Source organism: Haloplanus sp. XH21 (genome assembly GCF_023276355.1).
In the GTDB taxonomy this organism is placed as follows: domain Archaea; phylum Halobacteriota; class Halobacteria; order Halobacteriales; family Haloferacaceae; genus Haloplanus; species Haloplanus halobius.
This window is the reverse complement of the sequence record NZ_JALLPL010000002.1, coordinates 289685-305401: the sequence shown is the minus strand read 5'-3', so window position 1 is coordinate 305401 and position 15717 is coordinate 289685. Positions and strand designations below refer to the sequence as shown.

General features: G+C 59.0%; 16 protein-coding genes and 6 pseudogenes. 9 read left to right on the top strand and 13 right to left on the bottom strand.

Annotated features, from left to right (window positions below):
* Positions 1-371: acetamidase/formamidase family protein (locus MXB53_RS14945; protein WP_248898356.1), on the top strand; the 371-nt coding region annotated here is incomplete at its 5' end.
* A gap of 260 nt (positions 372-631) precedes the next feature.
* Here MXB53_RS14945 and thsA read toward each other — a convergent pair.
* The 8 genes and pseudogenes from thsA to MXB53_RS14915 form a co-directional block, all read right to left on the bottom strand.
* The gene (gene thsA, locus MXB53_RS14940; protein WP_248898355.1) at positions 632-2299 is read right to left on the bottom strand and encodes a thermosome subunit alpha; all 1668 of its coding nucleotides are present in this window, start codon (positions 2297-2299) and stop codon (positions 632-634) included.
* Positions 2300-2407: 108 nt separating this feature from the next.
* On the bottom strand, positions 2408-2761 hold the full coding sequence (crcB, locus tag MXB53_RS14935; RefSeq protein WP_248898354.1) for a fluoride efflux transporter CrcB: 354 nt from the start codon (positions 2759-2761) through the stop codon (positions 2408-2410).
* The gene (locus tag MXB53_RS14930; RefSeq protein WP_248898353.1) at positions 2758-3159 is read right to left on the bottom strand and encodes a CrcB family protein; all 402 of its coding nucleotides are present in this window, start codon (positions 3157-3159) and stop codon (positions 2758-2760) included. The genes crcB and MXB53_RS14930 overlap by 4 nt, the downstream gene beginning before the upstream one ends.
* A gap of 538 nt (positions 3160-3697) precedes the next feature.
* A pseudogene (locus MXB53_RS14925) lies at positions 3698-3953 on the bottom strand (hypothetical protein); the annotation flags it as partial.
* Positions 3922-4002: pseudogene (locus MXB53_RS16060) on the bottom strand (DUF8012 family protein); the annotation flags it as partial. The pseudogenes MXB53_RS16060 and MXB53_RS14925, both read right to left, overlap by 32 nt.
* A 19-nt stretch (positions 4003-4021) precedes the next feature.
* Positions 4022-4111 (bottom strand): annotated as a pseudogene (locus MXB53_RS16055) (DUF8069 family protein); the annotation flags it as partial.
* Between the two features lie 47 nt (positions 4112-4158).
* A complete protein-coding gene (locus MXB53_RS14920) occupies positions 4159-4371 on the bottom strand; it encodes a hypothetical protein (protein WP_248898352.1) in 213 nt (70 codons plus the stop codon).
* A 75-nt stretch (positions 4372-4446) separates the two neighbouring features.
* Positions 4447-4614, bottom strand: a complete 168-nt coding sequence (locus tag MXB53_RS14915) for a DUF1931 domain-containing protein (protein WP_248898351.1) — start codon at positions 4612-4614, stop codon at positions 4447-4449.
* 139 nt (positions 4615-4753) lie between these two features.
* On the opposite strand from MXB53_RS14915, the pseudogene MXB53_RS14910 reads away from it, so the two are divergent.
* A pseudogene (locus tag MXB53_RS14910) lies at positions 4754-5011 on the top strand (PadR family transcriptional regulator); the annotation flags it as partial.
* Between the two features lie 98 nt (positions 5012-5109).
* On the opposite strand, the gene MXB53_RS14905 reads toward MXB53_RS14910, so the two are convergent.
* Entirely contained in the window at positions 5110-7167 is a 2058-nt protein-coding gene (locus MXB53_RS14905; RefSeq protein WP_248898350.1) for a heavy metal translocating P-type ATPase, read from the bottom strand.
* A 6-nt stretch (positions 7168-7173) separates the two neighbouring features.
* Here MXB53_RS14905 and MXB53_RS15710 point away from each other — a divergent pair, with 6 nt between their 5' ends.
* Positions 7174-7299, top strand: a complete 126-nt coding sequence (locus tag MXB53_RS15710; RefSeq protein WP_283102410.1) for a hypothetical protein — start codon at positions 7174-7176, stop codon at positions 7297-7299.
* 242 nt (positions 7300-7541) lie between these two features.
* Here the strand turns inward: MXB53_RS15710 and MXB53_RS14900 are convergent, their stop codons facing one another.
* Together MXB53_RS14900 and MXB53_RS16005 are read right to left on the bottom strand one after the other, a co-directional pair.
* Positions 7542-7829: a heavy-metal-associated domain-containing protein gene (locus MXB53_RS14900; RefSeq protein ID WP_345779736.1), complete on the bottom strand. Its 288-nt coding sequence runs from the start codon at positions 7827-7829 to the stop codon at positions 7542-7544.
* A gap of 70 nt (positions 7830-7899) precedes the next feature.
* A pseudogene (locus MXB53_RS16005) lies at positions 7900-8079 on the bottom strand (permease); the annotation flags it as partial.
* Positions 8080-8498: 419 nt separating this feature from the next.
* Here MXB53_RS16005 and MXB53_RS14890 point away from each other — a divergent pair.
* Both MXB53_RS14890 and MXB53_RS14885 read left to right on the top strand, forming a co-directional pair.
* Positions 8499-8870, top strand: coding sequence for an SHOCT domain-containing protein (locus tag MXB53_RS14890; RefSeq protein WP_248898348.1), 372 nt, complete (start codon positions 8499-8501; stop codon positions 8868-8870).
* A gap of 537 nt (positions 8871-9407) precedes the next feature.
* Positions 9408-9626, top strand: coding sequence for a hypothetical protein (locus tag MXB53_RS14885; RefSeq protein ID WP_248898370.1), 219 nt, complete (start codon positions 9408-9410; stop codon positions 9624-9626).
* Positions 9627-9664: 38 nt separating this feature from the next.
* Here MXB53_RS14885 and MXB53_RS15890 read toward each other — a convergent pair.
* Both MXB53_RS15890 and MXB53_RS14875 read right to left on the bottom strand, forming a co-directional pair.
* Positions 9665-11847: pseudogene (locus tag MXB53_RS15890) on the bottom strand (heavy metal translocating P-type ATPase).
* A gap of 93 nt (positions 11848-11940) precedes the next feature.
* Entirely contained in the window at positions 11941-12369 is a 429-nt protein-coding gene (locus MXB53_RS14875; protein WP_248898347.1) for a universal stress protein, read from the bottom strand.
* A gap of 95 nt (positions 12370-12464) precedes the next feature.
* Between MXB53_RS14875 and MXB53_RS14870 the strand changes: the two genes are divergently transcribed.
* From MXB53_RS14870 to MXB53_RS14855, 4 genes are all read left to right on the top strand, one after another.
* Positions 12465-13361, top strand: coding sequence for a CPBP family intramembrane glutamic endopeptidase (locus MXB53_RS14870; protein WP_248898346.1), 897 nt, complete (start codon positions 12465-12467; stop codon positions 13359-13361).
* Between the two features lie 152 nt (positions 13362-13513).
* Positions 13514-14344 (top strand): hypothetical protein, encoded by an 831-nt coding sequence (locus MXB53_RS14865; RefSeq protein WP_248898345.1) that lies wholly within the window; start codon positions 13514-13516, stop codon positions 14342-14344.
* A gap of 73 nt (positions 14345-14417) precedes the next feature.
* Positions 14418-15224, top strand: coding sequence for a CPBP family intramembrane glutamic endopeptidase (locus MXB53_RS14860; protein WP_248898344.1), 807 nt, complete (start codon positions 14418-14420; stop codon positions 15222-15224).
* A 269-nt stretch (positions 15225-15493) separates the two neighbouring features.
* On the top strand, positions 15494-15715 hold the full coding sequence (locus tag MXB53_RS14855) for an SDR family NAD(P)-dependent oxidoreductase (protein ID WP_345779743.1): 222 nt from the start codon (positions 15494-15496) through the stop codon (positions 15713-15715).
* Positions 15716-15717: the final 2 nt, after the last annotated feature.

The window sequence follows — 15717 nt, the reverse complement described above, 5'->3', positions numbered from 1 at the left end:
AGAAGTTTGGCCTCGATCACGCGATCTTCAAACCCGGTAACGTCGAACCAGATTTCTCCGAGTACATCACCTTCGAGGGCTACTCCGTCGACGAGGACGGAACCCAACACTACAAGAACGCAAACGTCGGGATGCGTCGGGCCTGTCTTGACGCCATCGACTACCTGAAGAACTTCGGCTACACCGGCGAGCAGGCGTACCTCTCCTTGAGTACCATCCCGGTCGAGAGCCGCTTGGCCGGTGTCGTTGACCTACCTAACACCTGTGTAACGGTGTCCGTGCCACAGGCGGCGTTCGACTTCGACATCGATCCGGATCGACTGGGCGACATCAAAAGCAAGTCCCGTGGGACGGCAGCGCGACCGTCGTAGCCGTCCGAACACCCCTATTTTCGACTCCCAGCACAGTCTCCCGAGTCGCGTTCCTCGGTCACCGGACCGAAGCGTACTCCCTGAGACCACCTCGCTCAGCGGAGAGTGCGTTGAAACGCTCTCGTGCTACTCACATACTCAACTCTGACCACCTGAGAGGCTGTGTACACGTCCGGTGAGTACGGATATAAAACGGCGCGAAGTGATCAGAACTGTTTCAGAGAACACGGCGTTCGCCGATGAAGTAGATGACGTGGCGTTCAGTGCCCGATTGCCCAAGGATAGCCGTGTGGATCGCTCTGGAACCCGCCACCGACGCCGTGTTCATGGTCATGATCGTGGCCGTCCTCTTCACCGTGCATCGGCTCGTCGACGTGAATGATGCCGTCGATTCGGAGGATGGATGTCACACCCCCGGTCGCGTTCGCGAGCAAGCGTTCGTTGAGACGGATCGGGGCGACGATTCCTCGGGAGTACATATCAGTCACCTCTCCCGTTCCAACATCGATACCCACAGTGGCATCCCCATCGTCGTGGCGATGTCGAAGCTCCAGTAGCGTCTCGATCGGGTCGTGGCCGGCGTTCCGAGCGAGTGTGCGTGGAATTGTCTCCAAGGCGTCGGCGACAGCATTGACGACGATCTGTGTCCGGTCACCGATACCGCGGCTCCACGTTCGCAGATCGGCTGCGAGTGCCACTTCGGTTGCCCCGCCACCCGGTAGTACACCGGGACTGGCATCGAATGACACGAGTAGATCGATAGCATCGACGATAATCCGTTCGGTTTCATCGACCACGTGGTCAGTCCCACCACGAAGGAGCAACGACACCTGTGTCGAAGCCGAATCGCGGACGAGAGTGAACTCCGAGGGTCCAAGGGTCCGTCGTTCGATGACGTGAGCGTGGCCGACTGCGCTCACGTTGAGTTCCCCAAGTCGCATGATTGGGGACGCACCCGTCGCACGCTGGAGTTTGTGAACTTCGTCCTGCCGAGTCCGTTCGAACGCAAGGATTCCGGCTTGTGCAAGGAGGGCCTTGAGACGATCGTCGATCGACTTCTGACAGAACAGTACATCGACGTCATGGGTCGTGAGCGTATCGACGTATCGCTCGTATTCGTCGGTCTCGAACGTTTGGAGTCGCTGACGATCGTTGACATCCTCGATAGAAAATTGGGGCGCCGATTCCGGTGTCTGTATCGTCAGTTCGTCGTCGACGATGGCGACACGAGCGCCTTCGACACGTTTTGGGAGTGGTGCCGGAACATCGGAGAGGGAGGTTGAGGACCGATCCGTATCAATGACAAGTCCGTCCAGTAACTCGGAATCAGCGGTTTCGCCCCCGGCGATTCCGTGAATCGTCACGTTCTCCAGTCGTGGGCCGTCGTTGCTTTGTGCCGCCTGATATCCTCGGACAGCGAGATCAGCCAAAAACGCAGTGCGTTCGGCATCCCAGCGCCCAGTTATCGATGTCTCAACTATCTGCCGACGCATCTCGTCGTCAGGGTTTTCCCACGTCGCAATGTCGGCCAACCGACTCTGCATGCGCGTGACCGCCTCAGCGTAGCCGTTTACGATGGTCGTCGGATGGAACCCATCTTCCAGCAGTTCGTTCGCTTCCCGGAGAAGTGCCCCTGCCAACACGATAGCAGAAGTTGCTCCGTCGCCGATGTCACCTCCCTGCGAGTGTGCAACCTCGGACACGAGTTTCGCGGCCGGTGACTCGATATCGATCCGATCCACGATACTCGCACCGTCGTTCGTCAAAACAACCTGTCCATCGCCGACCAACATCTTATCACGACCGTTCGGTCCGAGCGTCGTCTGTAACACGTCGGCGAGAGCGACGCCTGCGGAGATATTTTGATGTACAGCCTCGTCACCATCGATTTCGTCGGTGACGTTTGCAATCGTGTTGACTTGACTCATGGCTGGAAGTTCATCTGTGACAACAGATTGCCCAGTCATAAATGTACTGTCGGTAGGAACCGGACGCCATCGGGATTCCGCCGCAGAACATACCAGCCAAACTCACGTCTACATGTTAGGGAGGAAGAAGCCAACGAGCATGACGACTGAGAGGGCACCGACAAGGTTGGCCGTGGCATACCCAGCAGCGACCAGTCGGCGGTCGCGCTCCCAGAGTGTGACCACGTCATACGAAAACGACGAGAACGTCGTGAAGGCTCCACAAGCACCCGTGCCGACGACGAGCACTGTCGTATTTCCGGCGCCACCGAAGGTGACTACGGCTAGCACGAAGCTCCCCAGAACGTTCACGGTGAGCGTACCGGCCGGGAAGTCGTCCATCGTGACTATCTCGCTTACTAGGTGGCGGAGGACAGCCCCGGTCATGCCACCGATGGCGACCAGATACGGTGGACCAATCACCGGGTTAACACCTCCTTGGTCACTCCTGAGAGTCGTAATGTAACCGCCCTCGCGAGGAGAACTGCAGCGAACCCACTGGTGTAGTTCGCGACGATATTGACGACTCCCCAGACGGGGGCTGTCTGAACTGTCTCAACCGCGAACGTACTGTAGGTCGTATAGGAAGAGAGGAGCCCTGTTCCGAACACGGCCCGGGACCGGTCGGCGAGAAGGCTGATATACCTGTTCTCGTAGAGCAGCAGCCCGAGCAAGAAACAACCAGTGACGTTGGCAGTAAATGTTCCCCAAAGTCCCGGCAGGGCGAGTCCAACAACGTATCTGAGATTCGCCCCGATTGCACCCCCGACAGCGACGAGCAGTACTGTTTCGATCGTCTGAAGTGGATGATTATCGTTCATACCTGTTTAAGTTCGTCTCTGAATGAGGGCTAACTCGTGCAAAAATTTTTTTCGATCTCGCCAAGGGAAAGTACTCGTCCTGCCGCCGTCTGTTGTCACAGTCGCACCGAGTGTTCCGCGAATCCAAATATATACGATAAATTGAAGATATACTCAAATATAATATTACAGGTAAATTACGGAGGTGTGGCTCCAAAGTGATACAACCTATCCGCAACTCCAGAGCACTGTCGACGAGAACGACCGCCTCGTCAACTTGATTGTTCTCACGCTATTCCGAGAGCGTACCAAGGTAACGGTGATTCCGTCAGATAGAGCTGGAAAGACAGCAACGATGGTGTTATGCGGCAGTAGCCTACCACCAATATCACTCATTATTGAGTTGAATTACGAGGTCATAGATTAACGAGATTCGGATCGGGACCATCTGCCGATGGTAGGCTCTGTTACTCACTAGAATACGGTAGTCCAATGAATCTCTGGGGTGAAAATATAAAATACAATTATATCTAAAAATAATATCATATAATTGGTGTCCGATATCGAGGTCTTCGTCAGCTGCGAGGTAGTCGGTAAGGATTCAGGAATTCGTGGATCACGATGCCGCCATCGTCGTCAGGGAGGCCGTCCGCCCGCGCCTCGTAGACCTTGAAGTCGTTGCACCCCCAGATAGTGAGCACTCCATCTTCAGCAACCTCTCAGTCGAGCGTCCCGAAGCAGTAGCTCTCACAGAGCTCGCAGACTGCTTGTGGATCCGATACGATCGCGCCGATCGACGTCGAGTCGGCTGAGATTGCTGAGCACACGATACATCCGGTAGTCCCGTTTGACTTGCTGATTCATCGGAAGCGCCTCACCGCTCGCCGGCGCCGTCGCGGTCCTGGGCGAGTTGTGCTTTCTCGAACTGTTCGTGGTCGGTACTCGTGTCGTCGTGAGGATCGGGACCAGTCATACTGAGTCACGCCGCGCACGCTGTCGCGCGCTGCACGTCTTTCGGCGTTATCGAGACGCGAGGCGTCGCCGTCGGTGAGCGTGAAATAGAGCAGCATACTGCTGGTGGTGGTCAGTGACTTCGCCGATACAGCGGACGCCATTGAGGGTCGGCGTGTCTTGGACGACCGACGCAATCCGGTCGTTCAGCTGTGACACGCTAAGGACCCCTTTCGCGTCGGGGTCGACCGCCTGCCGTTCCGTATCCGGCGCGTCCGCCATCTCCGTTTCCGAACGTCTGAACAGGAACCTCAAAAAGCTCCGTTCGAGTGACGGGGTTAGCTGCGTTACGCAGGCCTACAGATCGCGAGGCTGGACCGTCTTTCGGTCGTTGGCCTCGGCACGCTCTGCGGCGTCGTCGAGCAGTTCGCCGACCTCTTCGTTGAGGGCGTCGTAGAAATCTGCCGAGACGTTGTGGTCCGAGAGTGCGTCCTTCACAGCTGCTTTGACGATTAGGTCAGACATTCCATCGCGAATTTCTTCTGTCTACTATATAAAGGTTCGAAGTTTTCACGCGAGATTCCGGCCCAGTCATACCGAAATCGCCCCGGGACGGGGAACCAGAGAGAACATATGCCACCCCTCAAAAGCAGGAAACAGACAGATGCACGATCTGACTGGGTTCCAGCGAGACATCTTGTACGTAACCGCCGGACTTGAGGAACCACACGGGCTCGCAATCAAGGAGGAGCTCGACGACTATTACGAGCAGAATATCAATCACGGTCGGCTCTATCCGAATCTCGATGATCTCGTCAACAAAGGACTGCTCGAGAAAGGTAAACTCGACAAGCGGACGAACGTATACACAGTCACACAGCGTGGTCAGCGTGAAATAGAAGCACGACGTGAATGGAAAACCAGTATCTGGAGAGCAAAGAATCGGTGCCTGCGTAGCACCCACCGGTCTGTCAGAAGCGACAGTCACCTCAGTCCTCCTTGTAGTTGCCAGAAAGGACCTCAGTCAGCGGGCTGTGCCTCCGTAGCTGGTGTCCCGCTTGGATGCTCAGGGATGGACAGGTCCACGCGGCGGAGGAGCTGTGCGTTGATCGCGACGATGACTGTACTCAACGACATCAAGAGCGCACCTACAGCGGGGGACAGCAGAATCCCAATCGGTGCCAACACCCCTGCTGCAAGCGGAATCGCGAAGACGTTGTAGCCGGCCGCCCAGACGATGTTCTCCTGCATCTTTCGGTAGCTTGCCTTGCTGAGCTTTACGAGTCGCACCACGTCCATCGGATTGTTCTGAACGAGGATGACATCTGCCGACTGGACAGCGACGTCGGTGCCGCTCCCGATGGCGATGCCGACGTCGGCCCGCGTCAGCGCCGGCGCATCGTTCACACCGTCGCCGACCATCCCCACGAGCTTGCCCTGCTCTTGCAGTTCCTGGACTTTCTCGTCCTTGTCTTCGGGGAGGACCTCAGCGAACACCGTGTCGATGCCCAGTTCGTCGGCGACAGCGTTAGCGACGTCCTGGGAGTCGCCAGTCAGCATCGCCACCTCGATACCCAAATCGTGGAGTGCGTTGACGACGCGGAAACTCTCCTCGCGGATCACGTCCGCCATCGCGAAGGCGGCAATCAACTCACCGTCACGAACGAGATACACCACCGTCTGGGCGTTCTGTCCGGCCTCGTCAGCGAAGTGCTGGAGATGGTCGGGTATCTCGCTATCGAGTTGGGTCAACAGATTCGGCCCGCCGACGTACACCTCGTTTCCACCGCCGGACTTGTCCGACGAGCCTCCGGCAAAGCCGGAGACATCGACGTTCGCGCGAACCCCTCGGCCTTTGATCGCCTCGAAGTCGGTCACGTCGGGAGTAGTTAGGTCTCGCTCGGCGGCGGCCTCGCGGATGGCTCGCGCGATCATGTGTTCGGAGTCGCTCTCGACGGCCGCCGCCAGCGCGAGCGCGTCGTCCTCGTCGACGCCGTCGGCGGTCGCCATATCCACGACGCCGTGCTCACCTTCGGTGAGCGTCCCCGTCTTGTCGAAGATAATCGCGTCCAGATTCCGTGCGTCCTCCATCGCGATGCGGTCGCGAACGAGCATCCCGTTCCGAGCGGCGAGCGACGTGTTGATCGCGACGACGAGGGGGATGGCGAGCCCGAGTGCGTGTGGACAGGCGATGACAAGCACCGTCACGACGCGCTCGATGACGGTCGCGTCAAACGAGACCGCGACCGTCCACGCGATTCCAGTCACAACAGCCGCCCCGAGCGCGACGTAGAACAGCCAGCCGGCTGCACGGTCGGCCAGTACCTGCGTCTTGGATTTGCTCTGTTGGGCTTCCTCCACCAGCCGCATAATGCCCGCGAGCGTCGTCCCCTCGCCCGTCGCACCGACGCGGACACGGAGGCTGCCGTCGCCGTTTATCGTGCCGCCTATGACCTCGTCGCCGGGCTCCTTCGAGACGGGCTTGGACTCACCCGTGAGCATCGACTCGTTGACGTCCGAATCGCCCTCCTCGACGGTGCCGTCAGCAGGAACACTCGCGCCCGGCCGGATCAGTACGAGGTCGCGCTCGGAGAGTTCACTGACTGGGACTTTCTCGGTCTCTCCAGACTCGGTGATTCGCTCTGCGGTGTCGGGCATCAGCTTCGCCAGCTCGTCGACCGCGCTCGATGCACGGCGCACCGACCGCATCTCGATCCAGTGCCCCAGGAGCATGATGTCGATAAGCGTGACGAGCTCCCAGAAGAACGCCGACTGTGTCGGGAAGACCACGCTCGCGAGGCTGTAGACGAACGCGACCGAGATGGCCATCGAGATGAGCGTCATCATCCCCGGCGACCGGTCTTTCAGCTCCGGGACCGCCATCTGGAGAAACGGGATTCCACCGTACGCGAAGACGATAACCGCGAAGACGGGGTTGATCCACTCGCTCCCCGGGAATGCAGGGACGGAGAACCCGAGCCACTCCTGCAGCATTTCGCTGTACAGGAGAACGGGAATCGACAGAAACGTCGAGACGAAGAAACGTCGACGGAACATTTGCTCGTGGCCTTCGTGCATCCCGCCATGACCATCTCCGTGTCCATCGTGGGAACCGTGACCGTGTCCTTCGCCCTCGTGTTCGGTGTGTTCGTGCTTCTCGTGGACTGCCGTCTCACTCGCCACAGCAGGGTGAGCCTCGTCATCCAGTAGCTCCTGTTTTACCCGTTGCTCGTCAGATTCGGCGACCGCTTTATCGTGCTCGTCGTGTCCATGCTGGTGACTGCTGGTGTCCTGCCGGTCTTCTCCTCCGGGGGAATTCTCAGTTGTATCTTTGTGGTCGTCCATGGGTCATATGCTCTTTAGAGGTCGATTCGCTGGCTTCCTGAATCTTCGCCCCCTGAAACCGTACAGCAGGACCATCGTAGGCAAACTCCAAAGACAACTGTAGGCCGTCATCTCCAAGCGGTCCGTACTATCCGCAAATCGCGAGACTCAGGCGTGGACAGTGTACCCTGCTCTTCGACGGCCTCCACGAGGGTCGTGACCTCCGCCTCACCATCGATGCTCGCCTGTTCGGTCTCCTTGTCGACGGTCACGTCAGCCACGCCGGTAACCGCCTGGAGCGCCTCTTCAACTGTTTGCTCACAGTGACCGCACGACACTCCTTCCACGGTGATGGTCGTCGTCATACAGGATACATACGGCCCCCTCTCTTTAGCAGAGTTCTCTCCGTCAATCATACTGAGACTCCATAGGAAAACTTTGGATACGAAGGTTCATCCTCAGCCATATCGAAACCGTCCTCCGGTGGACGATACCGAGGGTGTCGAACAGCAACTCCATGAGGAAGCCGGTGAACGCCATCGTGACGAAGAAGACGCCGAGGATGTACAGCATAACCTTCCAGCCGTAGTATTTCCGGTAGACGTTCAGCACGGGAATCGTGATGAGGTCGGCGTAGACGAACGCGATGATGCCGGCGAAGCTGACGACGGCGATGGCGACGGCGCCGAAACTGCAGCCACTACTGGCCGCGCCGAACGCAGTCGCCTTCGTGAGGCCGCTCAGATCACCGCTGCCTAGGACTTGCGCCATTCGCTCCTGGAGACATAGACCTGGACGAAGCTCGTGATGGTGAGGCCCATGATGATTGCTCACGCCGCTGTCCAGAGGAAGCCGACACCGATTCGAAGAGCTTCGAAGATGCCTCGACCATCGTTACCTGCATAGATGTATCATCGTGGGGATCATCTTTTGCAGTTTCCCTTCAGATAGTTCGGGTTAGAGCCGTGGTAAGTGGGAATTCAAAAGAATAGCGGTGGATGGAACACGCAGGTCAAAGCCACAACTGCATTGAATAGTTAGTGCGTAGTATAATCTGAGAACCCAAACTCACGGAGGAATACAATATGCCTACAAAAACAGACGAGACGCGACTTGTTACGCTCCTCCTCGTAATCATCGGCGCGTTCGTCATCTTCCCGCTGTTCTTCATGGGATTTGGGATGATGGGGTTCGGTCCGATGATGGGCGGGATGTGGGGTGGTCACATGTGGGGCGGCGGGACGATGCCAGGCTGGATGTTCGTCATCGGTATCGTGATGCAACTGCTGTTCCTCGCTGCCCTCGTTGTTGGTGGGTACCTCATCTATCGCGCGGTCACGGGAGATGCGAGTGACTCAGACCAAGCACTCGAAGAGCTTCGGCTTGCCTACGCTCGCGGGGACTTGACCGACGAGGAATACGAACAGCGACGCGACGCACTCGAACGAGATACCTGATCAGGAGCCGTCAAAGCTGAAGAAGGACCGGCTTCCCCGACCACCGTCAACGGTCTACCCGTCCGCAACTTCCAGCGTGGTTCGACCGATACACGACGCTGGAAGTATACGAACTCCTCGTCGGGACGGGACTCTGTCTGGTCGCGTTCCTCACGAATCCAGGTCCCGATCCCTCGTTTCCGTGGGCGACGCTGCCCGACTCAATACGGCTGCCAATTGCATAGCCCCGGATCGAACACTGGCCGGTGACCTACACTCTCGGCATCTGGTTGTGGGTCTTCTGCTTTCCCGCACTCTTCATCGTGGATACCGACGATACGGTGACTTGGACCGAAGGGCAGTGGTGTGGCTCGTTGGGCTGCCTACAGTCTCGATGTTGGGCTGGACCACGTACTGCCGGTTCTTCTGGCCGAAGCTCCAGTCACCGACCTAGAACGCTCCGGCCTACACGTTCGTTTGTTGGCTGTACTGTTCGACCTACGACGTCATCTCGAGCAACGCAGCGTACTTGATTGCGCTATTCGGCATCGTCACGACATCCTTGTTTTGCGACATCAGGATACAGACCAGACATGCGCATACTGCGAATCCCGGATCTTCGACCACGATCCAATCTGCGTCCGCAATTGCGATTACGAGTGTGGCTCACCCACGTATTTCTGTAACTACGCCTGTCTCTCCGCATGTATCGACGAGAAAAACCTCACTACCGGTAATGCGTGCGAGTGGAATCTCGACGACACTAGTTGTTGCTGATCGGCCTCATCGGTCCATTCGCAGCTTTCAGCGAGCGGTTATTCGCGGAATCCGAGTAACCGGAGACCATTCAGGGACACGAGGACCGTCGATCCCTCGTGGCCGACCACAGCAAGTGGTAAGGGGATACCACGTAACAGAATCGTGCCAACCATCAACACAATCGCACCAAACGCGATTGCGAGGTTGACTGTCAGCGTCCGGCGCGTCCGGCGACCGAGTCCGAGCACGTAGGGAATCTTCCCGATATCGTCGCCCATCAGGACGACGTCAGCCGTCTCCAGGGCAACGTCAGTCCCAGCGCCGCCCATCGCGATACCGAGCGTCGCGGTCGCCAGCGCCGGGGCGTCGTTGACGCCGTCGCCGACCATCGCCACGTTCTCGTATCGCTCAACCAGAGCCTCGATAGTTGCCACTTTCTCCTCAGGTAACAGTTCGGCTTGGACTTCGTCGATACCGACCTCATCGGCGATCCGTTGCGCGACGCGTTCGTTGTCGCCAGTCAACATTACGATGTGCTCCACGCCCAACGAACGGAGTTCATCGATCATCTCGGCAGCATCGGGGCGGACGGTGTCGGTGAACGCCAGCCATCCCAGTACCGTGACACCGTCGCCGTGCTCACGGGCGACGAGGACGCTGGTCTTCCCCCCCCCGCCTCCAAGGCCCGAAGCCTGTCGAGGCCGGAATCGAGTCCCTCAATCACGGCGTCTTCGAGCACTGTCTCAACGTAACTCCGATTCCCGATGTGGATGGTCCCGTCGTCGACGTCGGCGCAGACGCCTTTCCCGGCCTCCGACTGAAATCGTCGCGCGTCGGGAACGTCGAGTGCGCGGTCTTCGGCTTCCGTTACAGTCGCACGAGCCAAGTGGTGCTCCGAGCGGCCCTGTACGGCGGCCGCGAGTGAAAGTAGTTCGTCCGGCGTCAGTGACTCGTCTTCGAGGCCGTCCCGGACGAATACATCCGTCAACTGCGTATCTCCCTGCGTGAGTGTACCCGTCTTGTCGAACGCGACCGCATCGATGTTCGCTGCCGCTTCGACGTGTTCGCCGCCCTTGAACAAAACACCCTGCCTGCCACCAGAAGCGATTGCTGACAGAACGGCTGCCGGCGTGGAGATGATGACTGCACACGGGGAGGCAGCGACCATGAGCGTCATCGCACGGTAGAACGTGCTGGTGAACGCACTTCCGAATGCCAGCGGGATAGCGATCGCTGCGATCGTGAGTGCGAACACGCCGAGGACATACGGCTGTTCGAGGCGGTCGATGAGCCGCTGTGTCGGCGCCTTCTCGCTCTGGGCCTCTTCAACCATGGTGATGAGGCGGCTGATCGCCGACTCGTGGGCCTGTCGCGTGACCTCGATCTCTAGGCTGCCGCTCTCATTGATCGTCCCGCCGAACACCTCATCGCCGGTGTCTTTCGGCACGGGCACTGATTCGCCGGTGAGCGACGCCTGATCGACCGTCCCCTCGCCAGATGCAACGACGCCGTCGAGCGGAATCCTGTCGCCGGGCCGGACGACAAACACGTCGCCCACGGCAACCTCGTCGATTGCCACAGTGACCTCCTCACCGTCACGGAGGACCTGTGCCTCGTCCGGTCGCATCTCGACGAGTGATTTGATCGCCCGGCGCGAGCGGCCGATTGCGTAGTGCTGGAGCGTATTCGATAGCGAAAACAGGAACAGCAGCATCGCGCCCTCGAACGGGGCGCCAATCGAGAGGGCACCGAGGGCAGCGACGATCATCAAGAGGTCGATGTCGACCGCACGGTGGGAGAGCGTCTCGACCGCGCCTTTGAGCCCATACCACCCGCCGAAGACGTATGCGACGCCGTACCCAGCCCACATGAGAAGCGGTGGTCCTTCGAGCCACCCCGTGATTAGGCCGACCGCCATCCCGAAGAGGGTCAAGCCGACGAACAAGACCTCCTGCCTGAGTTCCGAGCGGGTACTCACGGCATCCGTTGCTGTCTCAGATTCGTCCTGAATCGACACGCGGCGGTCGCGGACAGCATCTCGAATCGTTTCTTCTGAGGTGACGTTCCCGTCGTAGGTGATCCAGACGTCCCCTGTTCGAAACGAGACGTCGACATCGTGGACGCCGGAGAGACGCCTAAGATGTCGTTCAAGTGCCCGTGCTCCCGCGTCGCCACGACCACCTCGTCGTTCAATATGGATAGTACACGTCGAGAGAGGTGATGATTCAGTAACAGCCACGTTCTCGACACCTATGATTTGGTTTGATTTCACGTTTGAGGTGGGCCCAAGAGCATTTATCCAATCCTAATCTCGGCACACGAGTCAAGGATTTCACCCAAGGATGGTTACCGGAATCTGTGCTCGGCGAGTGACTGTCTCGGCGACACTTCCGAGGAACGTCCGGTCTAGGCCTGACCGACCGTGGCTACCCATAACGATCTGGTCGATGCCGTTGTCGGCAGCGTAGTCGAGAATCTCACGCGCTGGTTTCCCAACTTCAGTGACAGTATCGAGCACAATATCGTGTTCCGCCGCGAGCTCCGTCGCAGTCGTGTGAATCTCGCTCGCGCGTTCTTGGGCGGTATCGTACCAGTCCTCCGCGACTGGCAAGCCACCAGCCTCCACGTCGATCACCGAGTCGACCGGGTCGATGACGTAAATCGTGGTGAGTGTGGCGTCCGGGAAGGTCTCGAGTGCGTACCTGAGTGCACGCCCAGCAAGCGGGGAGCCGTCCAAGGCGACGAGAACGTTATCCGGCATACGATAGGGTTCGGGAGGAGTCGAAAAGAGTGTAGTGCCGAAAAATCCGATAACTGGGAGTACCGTTAATTACGATGTGGGCCCCAGTCGGAGGTATGTTCAGTATCCGCACGTGGGTCGATCAGCATCGCCTCCTGAGCTTCGTTGCAATCGCGTATGCGTTCACCTGGACGATCCAAGGGGCGCTCGCGTATTCGGGTATGGAAGCCTCGTGGACGCACTCGATCCTGATCGGTTTCGGCGGGTTCGGTCCGCCGATCGGCGCGGCGGTCGTCATCTGGGCCTCCGGTGGCAGTCTCCGAACCTGGGTCAGCCAGATGTTCAAATGGCGGATCGGTGCGAAATGGTGGGCGCTCGCGTTCGGACTTCCGGTGATTATCCTCTCACTTGGCGTCCTGCTGTTCGTTGTAGCCGGAGGTCCGATCGACCTGACCGAGTCCGAGTCACCATTCATCTATCTATTCGCAATGGCGTGGGGAACAGTGTGGGGTGGGGGCCAAGAGGATCTCGGCTGGCGTGGCTTCATGCTGCCTATCCTGCAGGACTCTTACAGCGCGCTGACCTCAAGTGCCATCGTGGGCGTCACGTGGGCCACTTGGCACCTCCCGCTGTTCCTGAACGCGACGACCACCCACGGCGGGTGGCCGCTCTCCCAGCAACTCCTCTGGATAGTCTCCATCCTTGCGGGCTCGGTCCTCTGGACGTGGATGTACAACAGCACTGGCGGGAGCGTCCTCGCCGTCGCGGTATTCCACGCCGGCGTCAATGCGATGGGAATCTTCCACCCCGCCGATCCAGAGGCACTCATCCCGAACGGGGTTCCTGACCCCTGGCTGAACCTGCTCGCCGAAGTCACTGGGGCAGTCCCACTCGTGCTGATCGCGATCCTTCTCATCGTCGTCTACGGTGGGGATCGCCTCGCCGATCGCGACCCGCCGACCCCACAGGATGCCGGTCTCCCACTGGAAGCTGAGAGTGATTACCGCGTTTGAAAAACGCGGGTACCGACGGTGAGTCCTATCTGGCCACGATAAAGAAAACGTCCGCAATCAAGCCCCTGTCGTGCCAGAGCGACCATTCAGTTGCTGCCGAGTGCTATCCAGACACACAATGGTATTATATTTGATATGGGCGTACTCTTTGTATGATTTCCTCAAAGCAACTTCTCATTATCGGGGCCGCTCTCCTCGTCGTTCTCGTGCCGGTCGCAGCCGTTGGCTTTCTCTTCTTCCCACCAGATTTCGCGTACTCCCACACGTCGACGTACTCCTATACAACGTCGATCAGCACAAATACGACTATCGAGAACGCCACGTTCTATCTCCCGTTTCCCGCCGGCGCGGACGTAGACGCTGACGCCGCATCGGACCTATGGATTTACGACGACAACGGCACGGAGCTGACGGACTGGGATGCGGCCATCGCCCAGACAGCCCACGGTTCGATGCTTCGGCTTCAGGTCGATCGCCTCGTCGGGGAAGACCGCTACATCCTCTGGACGTACGCACCGAACGGCTCGGTGATCGACCGGGAACAGATCGGCCCCGACGAGATTCCCACGAACATGACTAACAAAGAACTCTCTCCCGACCCAACTCGGTACTCGATCGCGTGGCAACAGTCAGTCGACCACGACATCGAAACGCGGTATCCGATCGGGAACGCGTCGTTCCTCGCGCCGCTCGGAAACGTCTCTTCAACCGAGTGTGAGTACGTGTGGGATGATTCGGACACGTGCTGGGAGTTCACGACCATCGCCGCAGTTATGTATGACACGCCAACCGACGCAATCGTTACCATCGACGAAATCCGATTCGAAGCCTGGAACGAGTGGGGGTTCTGGCTCTCGAACAGCTTCAACATGTTCGAAGCGACGACTCCCCCCGTAATCTACGCGGACGGCCGCCAGGGATGGACACAGCTCGAGGGCGATCTCCACGCTGGAATGGGGCGATACGACGGTCCGTCGCGGTAACTATTCTCGATGCTAACGGCGGAAGCGACGACAGCGACACCACTTTTCTCGTTGCACTGAGAATCACCGTCGTATGTCTCGAACCGAGCGCGCTACCTTCCCAAAGCGGTTCGGAGTGACGTTATTAGCCGGCGTACCTGGAATCTTCGTTCTCAGCGGATACATCTATCTCACGACGCCGCCGACAGCCATTCCGGCCGGACTATCGCTTCCACTCCTCGCTGTGTCTGCCGGAGTCAACTCACTTCTCCTCCTCGCCGTCGCATGTCTGATCGGAACGTATACCGCGCCGCGAGTAGAGCTGCGGTCGTACCTATTGGACTGGGCAGAGACGGGCGACGATGTCTGGCGACGCCTCCGATCCGAGGTTCGATTCGCTGTCAGCCTCGGCGTCATCGGGGGCCTACTGATTCTGCTTCTCGATGTCGCGCTAGCACCGTTCGTCGCTCAGGACTTGCCCCAGTCCGCACTCGGGGCGACCGACGCGACTATGGAGAACGTCGTCGCATACGCCCCGGTCCGCTTCCTCTACGGTGGCATCACGGAGGAGCTGCTGCTCCGGTACGGACTCATGTCGGCGATCGCATTTATCGGCTGGTTCCTCACCGGTCGCCAATCGGACGGTCCCGGATCGAAGGTTATGTGGGTCGCAGTCGTTATTTCTGCAGTACTGTTCGGGATCGGCCATCTCCCGGCGCTCGCTCGGTCCGTGGACTTAACCCCGGCACTCGCCGCCCGGACGATTCTCTTGAACGCGATCGCAGGCGTTCTCTTCGGGTGGCTGTACTGGCAGCGGAGCCTCGAAGCGGCGATGGTAGCCCACGCCGCGTTCCACGTTCCCTTGGTAGCACTCTCGCTCGTACAAGTCATACTACTCTGACAGTCCCTACTCCCTGTGGCCCCGTGGCGAGTATTCGCTGCTAAACGTATCCCTGCTGCTGGCAATCGCGTGCTACCGCGAGGCAGCTGCGATCGCCCAGGTCGCCGGGTGAAACGAGCTATATCACGTGCCCACTCGGAGACGAGCGAGGTTATCCGGCCGTGTTGCGACCCTGCCAGTGCACGAGAGGAGACTGCTGAATCGATTCCGCGAAGGGTGGCATCGTGAACTTCACACGTGAGCTCGCCGTGGACTAGGCGGGCAAGGGTATTCGCGTCAACAGTGTTTGTCCTGGATTCGTCGAGACGTCGATGACCAGCGACTACCTCGATGAGGAGCAGTTCTACGAGTTCGTTCGCGGGCAGACGCCAATGGGTCGCGTCGCTGAGCCCGACAAGATCAGCGGCATCGTGGCATTTCTCGCGTCCGAAGAAGCGTCCTACATTCCTGGCGCGAACATCCCGGTGGATGGTGGCTGGACCGCGCTCTGACG